We start from the raw sequence: 14583 nt of genomic DNA, 5'->3' as shown, positions 1-14583 counted from the left end.
TGCCGGATCATGTCTCGTAAAACCCTTCTCGACCCGCGGCGCGTCCGCGAGGAAATCGCCCAGTCCGCCGCGCGCCTGATCGCGGAGGACGGCTTGGACTATGCCGGTGCAAAGCGCAAGGCCGCGCGCCAGTTGCTGGGCGATACGCGCGTTGCCGGCGAATGGCTGCCGGATAACGACCAGATCGAGGAAGAACTGCGCGAGTACCTGGCCCTGTTCCAGAGCGACACGCAGCCGGACGAACTGCGCCGCCTGCGCGAAATCGCGCTCGACTGGATGCGCCGGCTCGCCGAATTCCATCCTTATGTGACGGGCGCCGTGCTGAACGGCACCGCGAACGCGCATTCGGATATCCATTTGCAGGCATTCACCGACAACCCGAAGGACGTCGCGATCTACCTGCTGAACCAGAACGTCCAGTACGACGTCTCCGAGACGCGGCACTTCGCGGGCCGCGCCGACGTCGAGACGCTCAGTTTCCTGTGGCGCCCGCGGCGCGACGTCGATGCAATCGGCATCCATCTCGCGCTCTATGCGAGCGACGATCTGCGCGGCGCGGTCAAGGCCGACGCGCGCGGCCGGGTCGCCCGTGCGGATGCCGCCGCGCTGCGCGCGCTCGTCGAAGCAGGCAAGACCCCTTCCGAACCGGAATGATTCAACGATGATGATGAAACGCATGTTGGCGCTCGCGGTGGTCGCGGCCGCCGCCGTTGCCGGCGGGCTCGCCGCCGGCCATTGGTTCCGCGGCCCCGCCGACGACGGTGTCGCCGTCGCCGCGCCTGCTGCGCACGGCAGCCCCGTCGAACAGTTGTGGGCGGCGTCGCTGACGGGCACCGACGGCAAGCCGGCCACGTTGTCCGCGTTCAAGGGGCAGAAGGTCGTCGTCAATTTCTGGGCGTCATGGTGCGGCCCGTGTGTCGAGGAGATGCCGGAGCTCGTCGCGCTGTCGCACCAATACAAGCAGAAGGGCATCCGTTTCATCGGAATCGGCGTCGATTCCGAACAGAACGTGAAGAACTTTCTGCAGAAGGTGAAGGTCGATTACCCGGTATTCGTCAGCGGATATGCGGGCGCCGATCTGGCCCGCAATTTTGGAAATACGGCCGGTGCGCTGCCGTTTACGGTCGTCATCGACGAAACCGGCAAGATCCGCGAGACAAAATTGGGGCAAATCCAGCCGGCGGAGCTCAAAAAGACGCTCGACGCGCTGTAACCTGCCCGAACGGCGGCCCGCACGTTGGCGGCAATTTGCCCGTCGATCGCCGCAATTTCGCGTGAATTCGCCGACACTTTGGATGCGCGCCGGTAATTCTTGCAGGTCGCGCGCGCTCGGCCGTTCGGCAAAACTAGACAAATTTCTCTAAATAGCGCTAAAGTTCGCGCAATTCCGCAGAAATAGAAGCGACCATGACACGATTGCTGGTGCTGCACGGCCCTAACCTGAACCTTCTCGGCACCCGGGAACCGGAGGTGTACGGCCGCGTCACGCTCGCACAGATCGATCAGGCGCTTGCCGCGCGTGCCCGGGAAGCCGGCGCCGAACTGTCGTCGTTCCAGAGCAACCATGAAGGCGCGCTGGTCGACCGCATCCAGGCCGCGCGGGAGGAACAGACCGATTTCATCCTGATCAATCCGGCCGCGTACACGCACACGAGTGTCGCGATCCGGGACGCGATCGCCGGCGTTGGCATCCCGTTCGTCGAGGTTCACTTGTCGAACGTGCATCGCCGCGAAGCGTTCAGGCACCACTCCTACTTTTCCGACCAGGCCGAAGGCGTGATCTGCGGGCTCGGCTGGAAAGGTTATCTGTACGCGCTCGAGTACGCGCTGGACAAGCTGCAAGGCACGTCGCGCGGCTGATTTCGCGATCTAGATTCAGCGCCGGCCCCTAACCGGCGCCTTCACGTATTGAAAGGGGAATTCCCGATGGATCTTCGTAAGCTGAAAACTCTGATCGACCTCGTTTCCGAATCCGGCATCTCCGAGCTGGAAGTGACGGAAGGCGAAGGCAAGGTGCGCATCGTCAAGAACGCGCCCCCGGTCTACGTGCAGCCGACGGCTGGGTATGCCCCGCAAGTCAGCGCGCCCGCCCCGTCGGCCGCGCTGCCGACCGAAGGCGCTGCCGCGCCGGCCGCGGGCGGCGCTGCCGCTCCGGCTGTCCCGCAGGGCCACGTCGTGACGTCGCCGATGGTCGGCACGTTCTATCGCGCACCGTCGCCGGGCGCGGACCCGTTCGTCCAGGTGGGCGATACGGTCAAGGAAGGCCAGACCATCTGCATCATCGAAGCGATGAAGCTGCTCAACGAGATCGAGTCGGACAAAGCCGGCGTGATCAAGGAAATCCTCGTCGAGAACGGCCAGGCCGTCGAATACGGCCAGCCGCTTTTCGTGATCGGCTAAGTCCGCCGCGCGGCCTGCGGGCCGCGCGCCGCCGATGCCCGCCAGGCGCCGTTCGCGCGCCCCTCGAAGAGACGAATACTCGCTATGTTTGAAAAAATCCTCATTGCCAACCGCGGTGAAATCGCGCTGCGCATCCAGCGTGCGTGCCGTGAGCTCGGCGTCAAGACGGTGGTCGTCTACTCGGAAGCCGACAAGGAAGCCAAGTACGTGCGCCTCGCGGACGAAGCCGTCTGTATCGGCCCGGCCCCGTCGAACCTGAGCTACCTGAACATGCCGGCGCTGATCAGCGCCGCGGAAGTCACCGATGCCGAGGCGATCCACCCCGGCTACGGCTTCCTGTCGGAGAACGCCGATTTCGCGGAACGTGTCGAGCAGTCGGGCTTCACGTTCATCGGCCCGCGCCCCGAAACGATCCGCATGATGGGTGACAAGGTCACCGCGAAGCAGACGATGATCAAGACCGGCGTGCCGTGCGTGCCGGGCTCGGAAGGCGCGTTGCCGGACGATCCGAAGGAGATCGTCAAGATTGCGCGCGCGATCGGCTATCCGGTCATCATCAAGGCGGCAGGCGGCGGTGGCGGGCGCGGGATGCGCGTCGTGCACACCGAGGCCGCGCTCGTCAACGCGGTCAACATGACCCGCGAGGAAGCCGGCCGTGCGTTCGGCAACCCGCAGGTGTACATGGAGAAGTTCCTCGAGAACCCGCGCCACATCGAAATCCAGGTGCTGTCCGACGCGTACAAGAACGCGATCTGGCTCGGCGAGCGCGATTGCTCGATGCAGCGCCGCCACCAGAAGGTGATCGAGGAAGCGCCGGCACCCGGCATTCCGCGCCGCCTGATCGACCGCATCGGCGACCGCTGCGCGGACGCCTGCAAGAAGATGGGCTACCTCGGTGCGGGCACGTTCGAATTCCTGTACGAAAACGGCGAGTTCTACTTCATCGAGATGAACACGCGCGTGCAGGTCGAGCACCCCGTATCGGAGCTGATCACGGGCGTCGACATCGTGCAGGAACAGATCCGCATCGCGGCCGGCGAGAAGCTCACGCTGCGCCAGCGCGACATCCAGTTCCGCGGGCACGCGATCGAATGCCGGATCAACGCGGAGGATCCGTTCAAGTTCACGCCGTCGCCGGGCCGGATCACGTCGTGGCATACGCCGGGCGGCCCCGGCGTGCGCGTCGATTCGCACGCCTACAATGGCTATTTCGTGCCGCCGAACTATGATTCGATGATCGGCAAGCTGATCACCTACGGCGCGACGCGCGAGCAGGCGATCAGCCGGATGCGCATCGCGCTGTCGGAAATGGTCGTCGAAGGCATCCAGACCAACATCCCGCTGCACCGCGAGCTGATGATCGATTCGAAGTTCGTCGAAGGCGGCACCAGCATCCATTACCTCGAAAACCGGCTCGCCCAGAAGCAGCAGGTCGCACCGGAAGAAGCGTAAGCATGAGCTATCGCGAACTCGTCGTCGAACTGGCCCGTGAGCATGCGGAGGCGCTGTCCGACGCGCTGCTCGAACTCGGCGCGCTGTCGGTGTCGGTCGAAGATGCCGACGCCGACACGCCCGACGAACAGCCGCTCTTCGGCGAGCCGGGCCTCGTGCCCGACCGCACCGCGTGGCAGCACTCGCGCGTGGTCGCGCTGCTCGCGGCCGACCATGAGCCGGCCGTGCTGCTCGCGGCGGCCGCGAACGAGATCGGCGTCGCCGAGACGCCGGCATTCACCGTCCGCGAAGTCGAAGAGCAGGACTGGGTGCGTCTCACGCAATCGCAGTTCGAGCCGATCCCGATCGGCGAGCGGATCTGGGTCGTGCCGTCGTGGCACGATGCGCCCGATCCCGACGCGCTCATCCTCGAACTCGATCCGGGCCTCGCCTTCGGCACCGGCAGCCACCCGACCACGCGCCTGTGCATGGAATGGCTCGAGCAGTCGGTGCAGCCCGGCCAGTCGGTGCTCGACTACGGCTGCGGCTCGGGCATTCTCGCGATCCTCGCGAAGAAATGCGGGGCGAACCCCGTCATCGGCATCGACATCGATCCGCAAGCGGTCGAATCGGCGCGGCAGAACAGCGAACGCAACCATGCGGAAGTCACGTACGGGCTGCCCGATGCGTGCCCGGACGGTGAATTCGACATCGTCGTCGCGAACATCCTGTCGAATCCGCTGAAGCTGATGGCGTCGATGCTCGCATCGAAGGTCAAGCCGGGCGGGCGCATCGCGCTGTCGGGCGTGCTCGCGCGCCAGGCGGACGAAGTGGCGGCCGTCTACGCACGCTATGTCGACATCTCGGTCTGGCGTGAGCACGAAGGTTGGGTATGCCTCGCCGGAACCCGACGCGAAAGCCATTAGAATAGCGCTGTCCTTCACTCTGGCCAGCAGGCCGCCCGGCTCGACATGCTTCTTGCGACGCGCTGCCCTCATTGCGAAACCGTCTTCCGGCTGCAGCAGGAACAGCTCTCGCTGCATCAAGGGCTCGTGCGCTGCGGGCATTGCCACGAAGTCTTCAACGCGTCCGAGTCGCTCGTTCCCGAGCACGCGCAGCAGCCCGAGCCGGTCCTGACCGAACCGGCTGCCGCGCAGGATGACGGTGATGCGCGTCATCCGGCCCCGCCTCGGCTGTTCGCCGCCGAAGCGCCGGCCGGGTCACCTTCCGACACCGATTACAAGCCCGAAGGCTGGGACATGTGGGCGCCGTGGCTCGATGCCGGCGTCGACCCGTCGCTGCAGCACAACGTGCGGACCGTGCGCACCGAGCCGCTGATCCCGCTTGCCCTTCCGTCCATCGAAGCCGGCGTCGTGCACCTGTCGGGTACGCCCGCACCGTTCGCGCCCTCCCCGGCCGAGCTGCCCGCCTCCGCTGCCGTCGAACAGCCGGCCGAATCGCTGCAGACGCAAACGCAATCGCAATCGCCGCAGGATGTCGAACCATCGGCCGCGCCCGTCGAACGCGACCCGCGTGAGCCCCGCTTCGTCGCGCACCTTCCGTCGGACGCAGAGACCGCTCACAACGCCGCCGAGCCCGTCGGTACCACGCATTTCGCCGTGCAGGACGACGAGCGCGCGCCGCGCGAACCGCGCTTTGCGTTCGCGCCTGCGCCAGCCGTCACCGAAGCCGCGCCCGAGCCCGACTCCGGCACCACGCGGCACGACGAGACGCCCGCCGCCACGACCCACGCGCCGGCCGCCCCCTTCCCCGCTGCGCTGACCGACGACGATCGTCCGCATTTCGCCGTCACGCGGGAAACCCGCGCGCCGCAGCGGCGCGGCATGCTCGGGGGCTTTTTCGGTGGCCTCGTCGCTGCCGTGCTCGCCGTGCTGCTCGTCGGGCAACTCGCATGGTGGCAGCGCGAAACGCTGATGATCTACTGGCCCGTCACGCAGGGCTGGTTCCGGCAGGCCTGCGCGCCGCTCGGCTGCACGGTTGCGCCGCCGCGCGCGATCGACGGCCTGCGGCTCGACGCGACCGACCTGCGCCAGCTCGACGGCCCGCGCGAGCTCGAGCTGAAGGTGCCGCTGACGAACCGCTACCGCGTCGCACTCGCCTACCCGTCGCTCGAGCTGACGCTGCTCGACGACACCAACCACGTGACCGTGCGCCGCGTACTCGCGCCGCGCGACTACGTGCGCCCGGGCACGCCGATCGACGCCGGGCTGCCGCCCGGCACGACGCAGACGATGGTCGTCCGCGTCGAAACGAACGGTGCGCCCGCCTCGAATTTCCGCGTCCAGATTTTCTATCCGTGACGCGCCGCGGCGCGCGCCTGCGCGCCCGTCTCAACCCGCGCGCCCGAGCGGCGCGCTATTTCGGAGCACGAACATGAGCAAAGTTACGCTGGGTGGCAACCCGATCGATCTCGCCGGCACGTTCCCGGCCGTCGGCGCACAAGCCGCCGATTTCAAGCTGGTCGGCAAGGACCTCGCCGACCTGTCGCTCGCCAGCTTCGCGGGCAAGCGCAAGGTGCTGAACATCGTCCCGAGCCTCGACACCCCGACCTGCGCGACGTCGACCCGCAAGTTCAACGAAGCCGCATCGTCGCTCGACAACACGGTCGTCGTCGTCGTGTCCGCCGACCTGCCGTTCGCTGCGACGCGCTTCTGCACGACCGAAGGCCTCGAGAATGTCGTGACGGCTTCGACGTTCCGCACCGGCCGCGCGTTCGCGAACGCGTACGGCGTCGACGTGACGAGCGGCCCGCTGAACGGCCTGACCGCACGTGCGGTCGTCGTGCTCGACGCGCAGGACAAGGTGATCCACGCGGAACTCGTCGGCGAAATCAAGGACGAGCCGAACTACGATGCCGCGCTCGCCGCACTGAAGTAAGCTTTCTTTCGCTTTCCCCTGCCGCGCCGCGCCTTTCGCGCGGCGTTGTCGCGCAGGGTTCCTCATTTCTACAGGAACGCACACCTTGGCTACGTTGATTTGCGGCTCGATCGCCTACGATTCCATCATGACCTTCGAGGGGCGGTTCCGCGAGCACATCCTGCCCGACCAGGTGCACCTCATCAACCTGAGCTTCCTGGTGCCGACGATGCGCCGCGAATTCGGCGGCTGCGCGGGCAACATCGCGTACGCGCTGCACCTGCTCGGCGGCGATGCGCGCATCATGGGGACGATCGGCGCGCTCGACGCGCAGCCGTATCTCGACCGGCTCGACCAGCTCGGCCTGCGCCGCGACCACGTTCGCGTGCTGCCCGACACGTATACCGCGCAGGCGATGATCACGACCGATCTCGACAACAACCAGATCACGGCGTTCCACCCGGGCGCGATGATGCAGTCGCACCTGAACCACGCGGGCGACGCGCCGGGCGTCAAGCTCGCGATCGTCGGCCCCGACGGCTTCGACGGGATGGTGCAGCACGTGGAAGAACTCGCCAAGGCCGGCGTGCCGTTCGTGTTCGATCCGGGCCAGGGCCTGCCGCTGTTCGACGGTGCGACGCTGCGCCGCAGCATTGAACTTGCGACCTTTGTAGCGGTCAACGACTACGAGGCCAAGCTGGTGAGCGACAAGACGGGATGGTCCGAAGATGAAATCGCCAGCCGGGTCGACGCCCTCGTCATCACGCGCGGCGAGCACGGCGCGACCATCCGCCACAAACAGGGCACGGAGCAGATTCCTGTCGTGCCGGCCGAGCAGATCTCCGATCCGACCGGCTGCGGCGACGCCTTCCGGGGTGGCTTGCTGTACGGCATCGAGCATGGCCTCGACTGGGCAACCACGGGCCGCCTCGCGAGCCTGATGGGCTCGATCAAGATCGCCCACCAGGGGCCCCAGACTTACGTACTGACGCGCGCCGAAATCGACGCACGCTTCGAGACTGCATTCGGTTACAGTCTCAAATGAATTTTGTGGGAGAGCAAAGATGTTGACGAAAAAGACCCTCACGCTCGCGGCCATGCTGACGGCCTCGCTGACGCTCACCGGTTGCTTCACCGCACCCGGTTCGGCGGATGTCTATAGCGTCGGCCAGGCGCAGCGCGAACAGACGGTCCGCATGGGCACCGTCGAAAGCGTCCGCGCGGTGCGCATCCAGTCCGACGGCGGCGGCAGCGCGATCGGCACGCTCGGCGGCGGCGCGCTCGGCGCAGTGGCAGGCAGCGCGATCGGCGGCGGCAAGGGGTCGATCCTGACCGCGATCGCCGGCGGCCTCGTCGGCGCGGTCGCGGGCAACGCGGTCGGTGAAAACCTCAGCACGGCGAACGGTGTCGAAATCACCGTGCGCCTCGACAACGGCGATCTGCGCTCGATCACGCAGGCTGCAAGCGGCGAAGCGTTCCGCGCCGGCGAACGCGTGCGACTGCTGTCGAGCGGCGGCGTCACGCGCGTCACGCACTAACAGGTACCTCAGCACGCGGCGCAAGCCGCGGTCGAACGCATGTGCGAAGCTGCACATGCGTTTTTTTTCGTCCGTGCTCGCCGCAGCCGGCTTGTGGGTGTCCGGGATGCGGGCACATCGGCAACGACGGACGAAAAAAATCCCGCCACCTGAGCCAGATGGCGGGACTGATTGAGTAGCGCTACTCAACCCACGGACACCACGTGAGTGTCCGGGTGGTGCAGGTCAGCCTCGATTACGGACGGCTGCCGGTCGGGAACGGCCATGCCGCTGCCGGGTTGAGCGCGGTCTTCACGCCCGATGCCGGCGCAACCGATGCGGTCGACGCGGTCGTTGCCGGCGCAGCCTTCTTCACGACGGCCTTCTTCGGAGCAGCAGCCTTCTTCGGAGCCGCGGCCTTCTTCGCCGGAGCCGGAGCGGCAGCCGGAGCAGCAGCGGCAGCCTTCTTCGCCGGAGCAGCGGCCTTCTTCGCAGGGGCAGCCTTCTTCGCAGCAGGCGCAGCCTTCTTCGCGGCAGCCTTCTTCGCAGGCGCGGCCTTCTTCGCAGCAGCCTTCTTCGCCGGCGCGGCCTTCTTCGCAGCAGCCTTCTTAGCCGGTGCGGCCTTCTTCGCAGCAACCTTCTTCACTGCGACTTTCTTGGCGGCAACCTTCTTCGCTGCGGCCTTCTTCGCCGGTGCTGCCTTCTTCGCGGCAACCTTCTTCACTGCGACCTTCTTGGCTGCAACCTTCTTCGTTGCGACCTTCTTCGCAGCAACCTTCTTCACTGCTGCCTTCTTCGCCGGTGCTGCCTTCTTCGCGGCAACCTTCTTCACCGCGACCTTCTTCGCAGCAACCTTCTTCACTGCAGCGGCCTTCTTCGCCGGAGCAGCAGCCTTCTTCGCAGCGACCTTCTTCACTGCGGCCTTCTTTGCAGCCGGTTTCTTCTTGGCAAGTGCCATGTTGTTCTCCTTCAGGTTCAGATGAGAGTCAGTTCAAACTACACCCTTCGTCAAAACCCGCTTCCCGCGGACGCTGTTCAGGACGTGCGCTTCGAAGCGGGCTATTCATCGGCGTACGCGGATACCACGCGCTTACGCTAATGAATACGGTATGGCGCGCGTGGCCACTCGGCCTCGCGCGCCAAATCAAGTCGGTAGCCGGCGCACCTCGCGCCGCTACCCCTAATCGCTTGATCAAGCGGACCGCCACACGGCCGTCCGCTTTTTCCGGAGGGAAGTTTGCCCATCCCACTGAAGGGTTCGCAAAGTGCCTGTCGTGTCGTCGTGCCGTTAAGGCACCGGGCATGCTTTGCATCAGGCGTTCTTGCTCCTAAACCTTGAGCCGGGGCCGAGAGGCCGCCGGCTGTTCCATCATGTGACGGGTTCGCTGCTGCGGGTTATTCCCAGGACAGCGCGCCGCCCGTCTGATACTCGATCACACGCGTCTCGAAGAAGTTGCGTTCCTTCTTCAGGTCGATCATCTCGCTCATCCACGGGAACGGGTTTTCCTCGTTCGGGTACAGCGGATCGAGGCCGATCTGCTGGCAACGACGGTTGCTGATGAAGCGCAGATAGCTCTTGAACATCGACGCATTCAGACCCAGCACGCCGCGCGGCATCGTGTCCTCGGCGTAGCGGTATTCGAGTTCGACAGCCTGCTTGAACAGCTCGCGGATCTCGGCGCGGAATTCGGCGGTCCAGAGATGCGGATTCTCGAGCTTGATCTGGTTGATCAGGTCGATGCCGAAGTTGCAGTGCATCGACTCGTCGCGCAGGATGTACTGATATTGCTCTGCAGCACCCGTCATCTTGTTCTGGCGGCCGAGCGCGAGGATCTGCGTAAACCCGACATAGAAGAACAGGCCTTCCATGATGCAGGCGAACACGATCAGCGACTTCAGCAGCTTCTGATCCGCTTCGAGCGTGCCGGTCTTGAAGGCCGGATCCGTCAGCGTGTGGATGAACGGGATCAGGAATTCGTCCTTCGCGCGGATCGACGTGACCTCGTGGTACGCGTTGAAGATCTCGCCTTCGTCGAGACCGAGCGATTCGACAATGTATTGGTACGCGTGCGTGTGGATCGCCTCTTCGAACGCCTGGCGCAGCAGGAACTGCCGGCACTCGGGCGCCGTGATGTGGCGGTACGTGCCGAGCACGATGTTGTTCGCCGCGAGCGAATCGGCCGTCACGAAGAAGCCGAGGTTGCGCTTCACGATGCGGCGCTCGTCCTCGGTCAGACCGTTCGGGTCCTTCCACAGAGCGATGTCGCGGGACATGTTGATTTCCTGCGGCATCCAGTGGTTCGCGCAACCGGCCAGATACTTTTCCCACGCCCACTTGTACTTGAACGGCACCAGCTGATTGACGTCAGTCTGGCCGTTGATGATGCGCTTGTCGGCGACATTGACCCGCGCTTCCGAACCGCCGGCGGGAACAGCCGATGCTTGCGGGGGCACCGCAAGATCGCCTTCGAAAATGTCGCGGACCTGATGGGCGGCAGGCGTTGCAGCCTGCAGTCCGACAGCCGTTCCTGCGGAGGTGCGCATCGCGTTTTGCTGCGCTCCGCTCGCGGGAGTTACGGCAGTCTTCTCTTCATCCCAGTTGAGCATAAATTCTCACCATCAATTTAGAACGGTTTGTACCATCTTTTCCTGAGCGATAAAAGGGTTCGCTCACGAAAAATCCTTTTTTCGATTCGCGTTGCGACCTCGATACAACACTTTGAGCAACGCATCGTCGTTCATGCAGCGCGCGATGTGCGTCGCGCGTGTATCGCGAGGTGCGCTCGACGCATCGAACGCTGATCGAAACGCGACGTCGTCGGGGATGTTTCGATCGCTTGTCACTGCCTGCAACGCAGGTGCCGCGTTACAGATTCCTTATCATTTTTTTAGTTGAGAGCGGCGCACACTTCAACCTCGATCGGTCGTCGTGTGCGCCGCACTGACCTGCTTCCCAGGTCAGGCGCACTGCGTTACTGGCACGCTTCGCATTCGTCGAAGCCAGGATCGCCCGGACGCATCGTGCACACCGGACCATCTGCCTCGACCGGTGCGAGTGCCGGTGCCGCGTTGACCGCGCCCGACGACGCATCGCCGCCTGCCGCACCGAAGCCGCCGGCCGCGCCTTGCGCGCCGCCGCTGCTCGAGCCGCCGCCCGTCGGCACGGCGTTCAGCGCGCCGTGTGCGACCGTCGACTTCTCGACGTGCGTCGCCGCCATCGTGCGGAGGTAGTAGGTCGTCTTCAGGCCACGCAGCCATGCGAGCTTGTAGACCTCGTCGAGCTTCTTGCCCGACGCGCCGCCCATGTAGATGTTCAGCGACTGCGCCTGGTCGATCCACTTCTGGCGACGCGATGCCGCTTCGACCAGCCACGTCGGGTCGACTTCGAACGCGGTCGCGTAGATCGCGCGCAGGTCGGCCGGGATGCGGTCGATGCGCGACAGCATGCCGTCGAAGTACTTCAGGTCGGCGACCATCACTTCGTCCCACAGGCCGCGTTCCTTCAGGTCGCGCACCAGGTACTCGTTCACCACCGTGAATTCGCCCGACAGGTTCGACTTCACGTACAGGTTCTGGAAGGTCGGCTCGATACAGGCCGACACGCCGATGATGTTCGAGATCGTCGCCGTCGGCGCGATCGCGACGCAGTTCGAGTTGCGCATGCCGTGCGCGGCGATCCGCGAACGCAGCGACGTCCAGTCGAGCGATTCGGAGGTGTCGACTTCGACGTAGCCGCCGCGTGCTTCCGTCAGCAGCTTCAGCGTGTCCTGCGGGAGGATGCCGCGATCCCACAGCGAGCCGCGGTAGCTCGAGTAGCGGCCGCGCTCTTCGGCCAGCTCGGTCGACGCGTAGTACGCGTAGTAGCAGACCGCTTCCATCGAACGATCGGCGAACTCGACCGCCGCTTCCGACGCGTACGGCGTGCGCAGCAGGTGCAGGCAGTCCTGGAAGCCCATGATGCCCATGCCGACCGGGCGGTGCTTCAGGTTCGAGTTACGTGCCTTCGGCACCGCGTAGTAGTTGATGTCGATCACGTTGTCGAGCATGCGCATCGCGACGCTGATCGTGCGCTTCAGCTTGTCGTGGTCGAGCGCGTAGCTGCCGTCGGCCTGCTTCACCAGGTGGGCGACGAGGTTCACCGAGCCGAGGTTGCACACCGCGATTTCGGTGTCGCTCGTGTTCAGCGTGATTTCCGTGCACAGGTTCGACGAGTGGACGACGCCGACGTGCTGCTGCGGCGAGCGCACGTTGCACGGATCCTTGAACGTGATCCACGGGTGGCCCGTCTCGAACAGCATGCCGAGCATCTTGCGCCAGAGTTGCTGCGCCGGGATCTTCTTGAACAGCTTGATCTCGCCGCGCGCGACCTTGTCTTCGTAAGCCGTGTAAGCCTTCTCGAATTCCGCGCCGAACTTGTCGTGCAGGTCCGGGCAGGTCGACGGCGAGAACAGCGTCCAGTCCGCACCTTCCATCACGCGCTTCATGAACAGGTCGGGAATCCAGTTCGCCGTGTTCATGTCGTGCGTCCGGCGGCGATCGTCGCCCGTGTTCTTGCGCAGCTCCAGGAACTCCTCGATGTCGAGGTGCCACGATTCGAGGTACGCGCAGACCGCGCCCTTGCGCTTGCCGCCCTGGTTGACCGCGACGGCCGTGTCGTTGACGACCTTCAGGAACGGAACCACGCCTTGCGACTTGCCGTTCGTGCCCTTGATATGCGAGCCGAGTGCACGCACGCGCGTCCAGTCGTTGCCCAGGCCGCCGGCGAACTTCGACAGCAGCGCGTTTTCCTTCAGCGCTTCATAGATGCCGTCGAGATCGTCCGCGACGGTCGTCAGGTAGCACGACGACAGCTGCGAGCGGTGCGTGCCCGAGTTGAACAGCGTCGGCGTCGAGCTCATGAAGTCGAAGCTGGACAGCACGTTGTAGAACTCGATCGCGCGCGTTTCGCGGTCGATCTCGTTCAGCGACAGGCCCATCGCGACGCGCATGAAGAAGGCCTGCGGCATTTCGATGCGGGTGCCTTCGACGTGCAGGAAGTAGCGGTCGTACAGCGTCTGCAGGCCGAGGTAGCCGAACTGCAGGTCGCGGTTCGCGTCGAGCGCTTCGCCGAGGCGCTTCAGGTCGAACTGCAGCAGCTTGTCGTCGAGCAGGCCGGCGTCGACGCCGCGCTTCAGGAACTGCGGGAAGTATTCCGCGTAACGGGTCGACATCTCGGCCTGGACCACTTCCTCACCAAGGATCTCGCGACGGATCGTGTGCAGCAGGATGCGCGACGTGACCTGGCTGTATGCCGGATCCTTCTCGATCATCGTGCGCGCAGCCAGGATCGCCGAGTCGTAGACCTGGCTCATCGGCACGCCGTCGTACAGGTTCTTCACCGTTTCGGCGACGATCGGGTCAGGGTTAACCGCAGCGCCGAGGCCGTCGCATGCCGACACGATCAGCGCGCGCAGCGCGTTCAGGTCGAGCGGGCGCGTGACGCCGTTGTCGACGACGTTGATGCCGGTGCTCGCCTCGCCGCCGGCTGCCGCTGCGTCCTCGCCCGCGTGCTGGCGCTCGAGGTGACGCTTCTCGCGATACAGCACGTACGCACGCGCGACGTTGTGCTCGCCGCCGCGCATCAGCGCGAGTTCGACCTGGTCCTGGATGTCTTCGATATGGAACGTACCGCCGTTCGGGCGGCTGCGCACGAGCGCGCGCACGACGTTGTGCGTCAGTTGCTCGACCTGCTCGCGCACGCGCGCCGATGCCGCACCCTGCCCGCCATTGACGGCCAGGAAAGCCTTGGTCACCGCAATCGCGATCTTCGAAGGTTCGAACGAGACGACGCTGCCGTTGCGGCGGATCACCTTGTAGTCGGCGAACGTGGCCTGCGGCGCGAGCGCCTTCGCGCCCTGTTCGGTCCCGCCGAGCGGACGGCTCGAGGCGCTCTCGTACTGGGACGTCGCGTTGTCGGTGGTTTGCATGTGCAAAGCTCCTGGTGTTGGATGGTGCGGAGAGAACCGCGGATTAAAACGAACGCTGCGCAACGCGGTGCGCGAGCGGTAAGAGGCGAGCGATGCGCCGGGGAAGCCGGTTCGGTCGATGCGCGACAACCGATCCGGTCGTGTGCTTCGTCATGTGTACCCTGCCCCGTCGATGTTCGCTGCGCTGATCGCGACGCCCGGACCGCCCGGCCTGACGCGCCGCCCTGAGAACCCTGTCCGCCGGCGTTGCCCGCCGGCCGGTGCCGCTCGGGTTTCCCCTGCGACACACACTATATCTAGTGCAGAACTGCTCAACTGGCACCAAGTATAGTGGACATTCGGAGCACATCAAAATGGATAATTTGCGATGGAGGTATTGACATCACCCCCAC

The 14583-nt window shown here is 65.1% G+C and carries 14 protein-coding genes; 10 read left to right on the top strand and 4 right to left on the bottom strand.

The window, feature by feature from the left end; genetic code table 11:
- The first annotated feature begins 9 nt into the window (after positions 1-9).
- From CFB47_RS02920 to CFB47_RS02875, 10 genes are all read left to right on the top strand, one after another.
- A complete protein-coding gene (locus CFB47_RS02920; RefSeq protein ID WP_039353186.1) occupies positions 10-654 on the top strand; it encodes a hypothetical protein in 645 nt (214 codons plus the stop codon).
- 7 nt (positions 655-661) lie between these two features.
- Positions 662-1213 (top strand): TlpA disulfide reductase family protein, encoded by a 552-nt coding sequence (locus CFB47_RS02915; protein WP_089455558.1) that lies wholly within the window; start codon positions 662-664, stop codon positions 1211-1213.
- A 194-nt stretch (positions 1214-1407) separates the two neighbouring features.
- On the top strand, positions 1408-1860 hold the full coding sequence (gene aroQ / locus CFB47_RS02910) for a type II 3-dehydroquinate dehydratase (RefSeq protein WP_011350880.1): 453 nt from the start codon (positions 1408-1410) through the stop codon (positions 1858-1860).
- 66 nt (positions 1861-1926) lie between these two features.
- Complete coding sequence (gene accB, locus CFB47_RS02905) at positions 1927-2400, top strand: acetyl-CoA carboxylase biotin carboxyl carrier protein (RefSeq protein WP_046544894.1); 474 nt, start codon at positions 1927-1929, stop codon at positions 2398-2400.
- Positions 2401-2484: 84 nt separating this feature from the next.
- Complete coding sequence (gene accC / locus CFB47_RS02900; RefSeq protein ID WP_021161890.1) at positions 2485-3852, top strand: acetyl-CoA carboxylase biotin carboxylase subunit; 1368 nt, start codon at positions 2485-2487, stop codon at positions 3850-3852.
- Between the two features lie 2 nt (positions 3853-3854).
- On the top strand, positions 3855-4757 hold the full coding sequence (gene prmA / locus CFB47_RS02895) for a 50S ribosomal protein L11 methyltransferase (RefSeq protein WP_089455557.1): 903 nt from the start codon (positions 3855-3857) through the stop codon (positions 4755-4757).
- 45 nt (positions 4758-4802) lie between these two features.
- Positions 4803-6152 (top strand): DUF3426 domain-containing protein, encoded by a 1350-nt coding sequence (locus tag CFB47_RS02890; RefSeq protein WP_089455556.1) that lies wholly within the window; start codon positions 4803-4805, stop codon positions 6150-6152.
- 73 nt (positions 6153-6225) lie between these two features.
- A complete protein-coding gene (gene tpx, locus CFB47_RS02885) occupies positions 6226-6729 on the top strand; it encodes a thiol peroxidase (protein WP_027783488.1) in 504 nt (167 codons plus the stop codon).
- Positions 6730-6814: 85 nt separating this feature from the next.
- Entirely contained in the window at positions 6815-7753 is a 939-nt protein-coding gene (locus CFB47_RS02880; RefSeq protein WP_089460401.1) for a carbohydrate kinase family protein, read from the top strand.
- Positions 7754-7772: 19 nt separating this feature from the next.
- Entirely contained in the window at positions 7773-8246 is a 474-nt protein-coding gene (locus tag CFB47_RS02875) for a glycine zipper 2TM domain-containing protein (protein WP_021161893.1), read from the top strand.
- Positions 8247-8481: 235 nt separating this feature from the next.
- Here CFB47_RS02875 and CFB47_RS02870 read toward each other — a convergent pair whose 3' ends face one another.
- The 4 genes from CFB47_RS02870 to CFB47_RS02850 all read right to left on the bottom strand — a co-directional run bounded on the left by CFB47_RS02870 (position 8482) and on the right by CFB47_RS02850 (position 14191).
- Positions 8482-9183: a histone H1-like DNA-binding protein gene (locus tag CFB47_RS02870; protein ID WP_089439185.1), complete on the bottom strand. Its 702-nt coding sequence runs from the start codon at positions 9181-9183 to the stop codon at positions 8482-8484.
- Positions 9184-9211: 28 nt separating this feature from the next.
- Complete coding sequence (locus CFB47_RS02865) at positions 9212-9538, bottom strand: hypothetical protein (RefSeq protein ID WP_089455555.1); 327 nt, start codon at positions 9536-9538, stop codon at positions 9212-9214.
- Positions 9539-9620: 82 nt separating this feature from the next.
- Positions 9621-10832, bottom strand: coding sequence for a ribonucleotide-diphosphate reductase subunit beta (locus CFB47_RS02860; protein WP_039353057.1), 1212 nt, complete (start codon positions 10830-10832; stop codon positions 9621-9623).
- 365 nt (positions 10833-11197) lie between these two features.
- Positions 11198-14191: a ribonucleoside-diphosphate reductase subunit alpha gene (locus CFB47_RS02850; protein WP_089439183.1), complete on the bottom strand. Its 2994-nt coding sequence runs from the start codon at positions 14189-14191 to the stop codon at positions 11198-11200.
- Positions 14192-14583 lie beyond the last annotated feature (392 nt).

Origin of the sequence: Burkholderia sp. AU27893 (assembly GCF_002223205.1) — a bacterium.
Taxonomy (GTDB): domain Bacteria; phylum Pseudomonadota; class Gammaproteobacteria; order Burkholderiales; family Burkholderiaceae; genus Burkholderia.
Note: the sequence above shows the minus strand (reverse complement) of the source record. Positions and strands in the feature narration are given on the sequence as shown.

What these genes read in the sequence shown, in the direction of transcription:
- CFB47_RS02920 (WP_039353186.1), top strand. Translation starts at nt 10, where the DNA reads ATGTCTCGTAAAACCCTTCTCGACCCGCGGCGCGTCCGCGAGGAAATC.
- CFB47_RS02915 (WP_089455558.1), top strand. Translation starts at nt 662, where the DNA reads ATGATGATGAAACGCATGTTGGCGCTCGCGGTGGTCGCGGCCGCCGCC.
- aroQ (WP_011350880.1), top strand. Translation starts at nt 1,408, where the DNA reads ATGACACGATTGCTGGTGCTGCACGGCCCTAACCTGAACCTTCTCGGC.
- accB (WP_046544894.1), top strand. Translation starts at nt 1,927, where the DNA reads ATGGATCTTCGTAAGCTGAAAACTCTGATCGACCTCGTTTCCGAATCC.
- accC (WP_021161890.1), top strand. Translation starts at nt 2,485, where the DNA reads ATGTTTGAAAAAATCCTCATTGCCAACCGCGGTGAAATCGCGCTGCGC.
- prmA (WP_089455557.1), top strand. Translation starts at nt 3,855, where the DNA reads ATGAGCTATCGCGAACTCGTCGTCGAACTGGCCCGTGAGCATGCGGAG.
- CFB47_RS02890 (WP_089455556.1), top strand. Translation starts at nt 4,803, where the DNA reads ATGCTTCTTGCGACGCGCTGCCCTCATTGCGAAACCGTCTTCCGGCTG.
- tpx (WP_027783488.1), top strand. Translation starts at nt 6,226, where the DNA reads ATGAGCAAAGTTACGCTGGGTGGCAACCCGATCGATCTCGCCGGCACG.
- CFB47_RS02875 (WP_021161893.1), top strand. Translation starts at nt 7,773, where the DNA reads ATGTTGACGAAAAAGACCCTCACGCTCGCGGCCATGCTGACGGCCTCG.
- CFB47_RS02870 (WP_089439185.1), bottom strand. Translation starts at nt 9,183, where the DNA reads ATGGCACTTGCCAAGAAGAAACCGGCTGCAAAGAAGGCCGCAGTGAAG.
- CFB47_RS02865 (WP_089455555.1), bottom strand. Translation starts at nt 9,538, where the DNA reads ATGCAAAGCATGCCCGGTGCCTTAACGGCACGACGACACGACAGGCAC.
- CFB47_RS02860 (WP_039353057.1), bottom strand. Translation starts at nt 10,832, where the DNA reads ATGCTCAACTGGGATGAAGAGAAGACTGCCGTAACTCCCGCGAGCGGA.
- CFB47_RS02850 (WP_089439183.1), bottom strand. Translation starts at nt 14,191, where the DNA reads ATGCAAACCACCGACAACGCGACGTCCCAGTACGAGAGCGCCTCGAGC.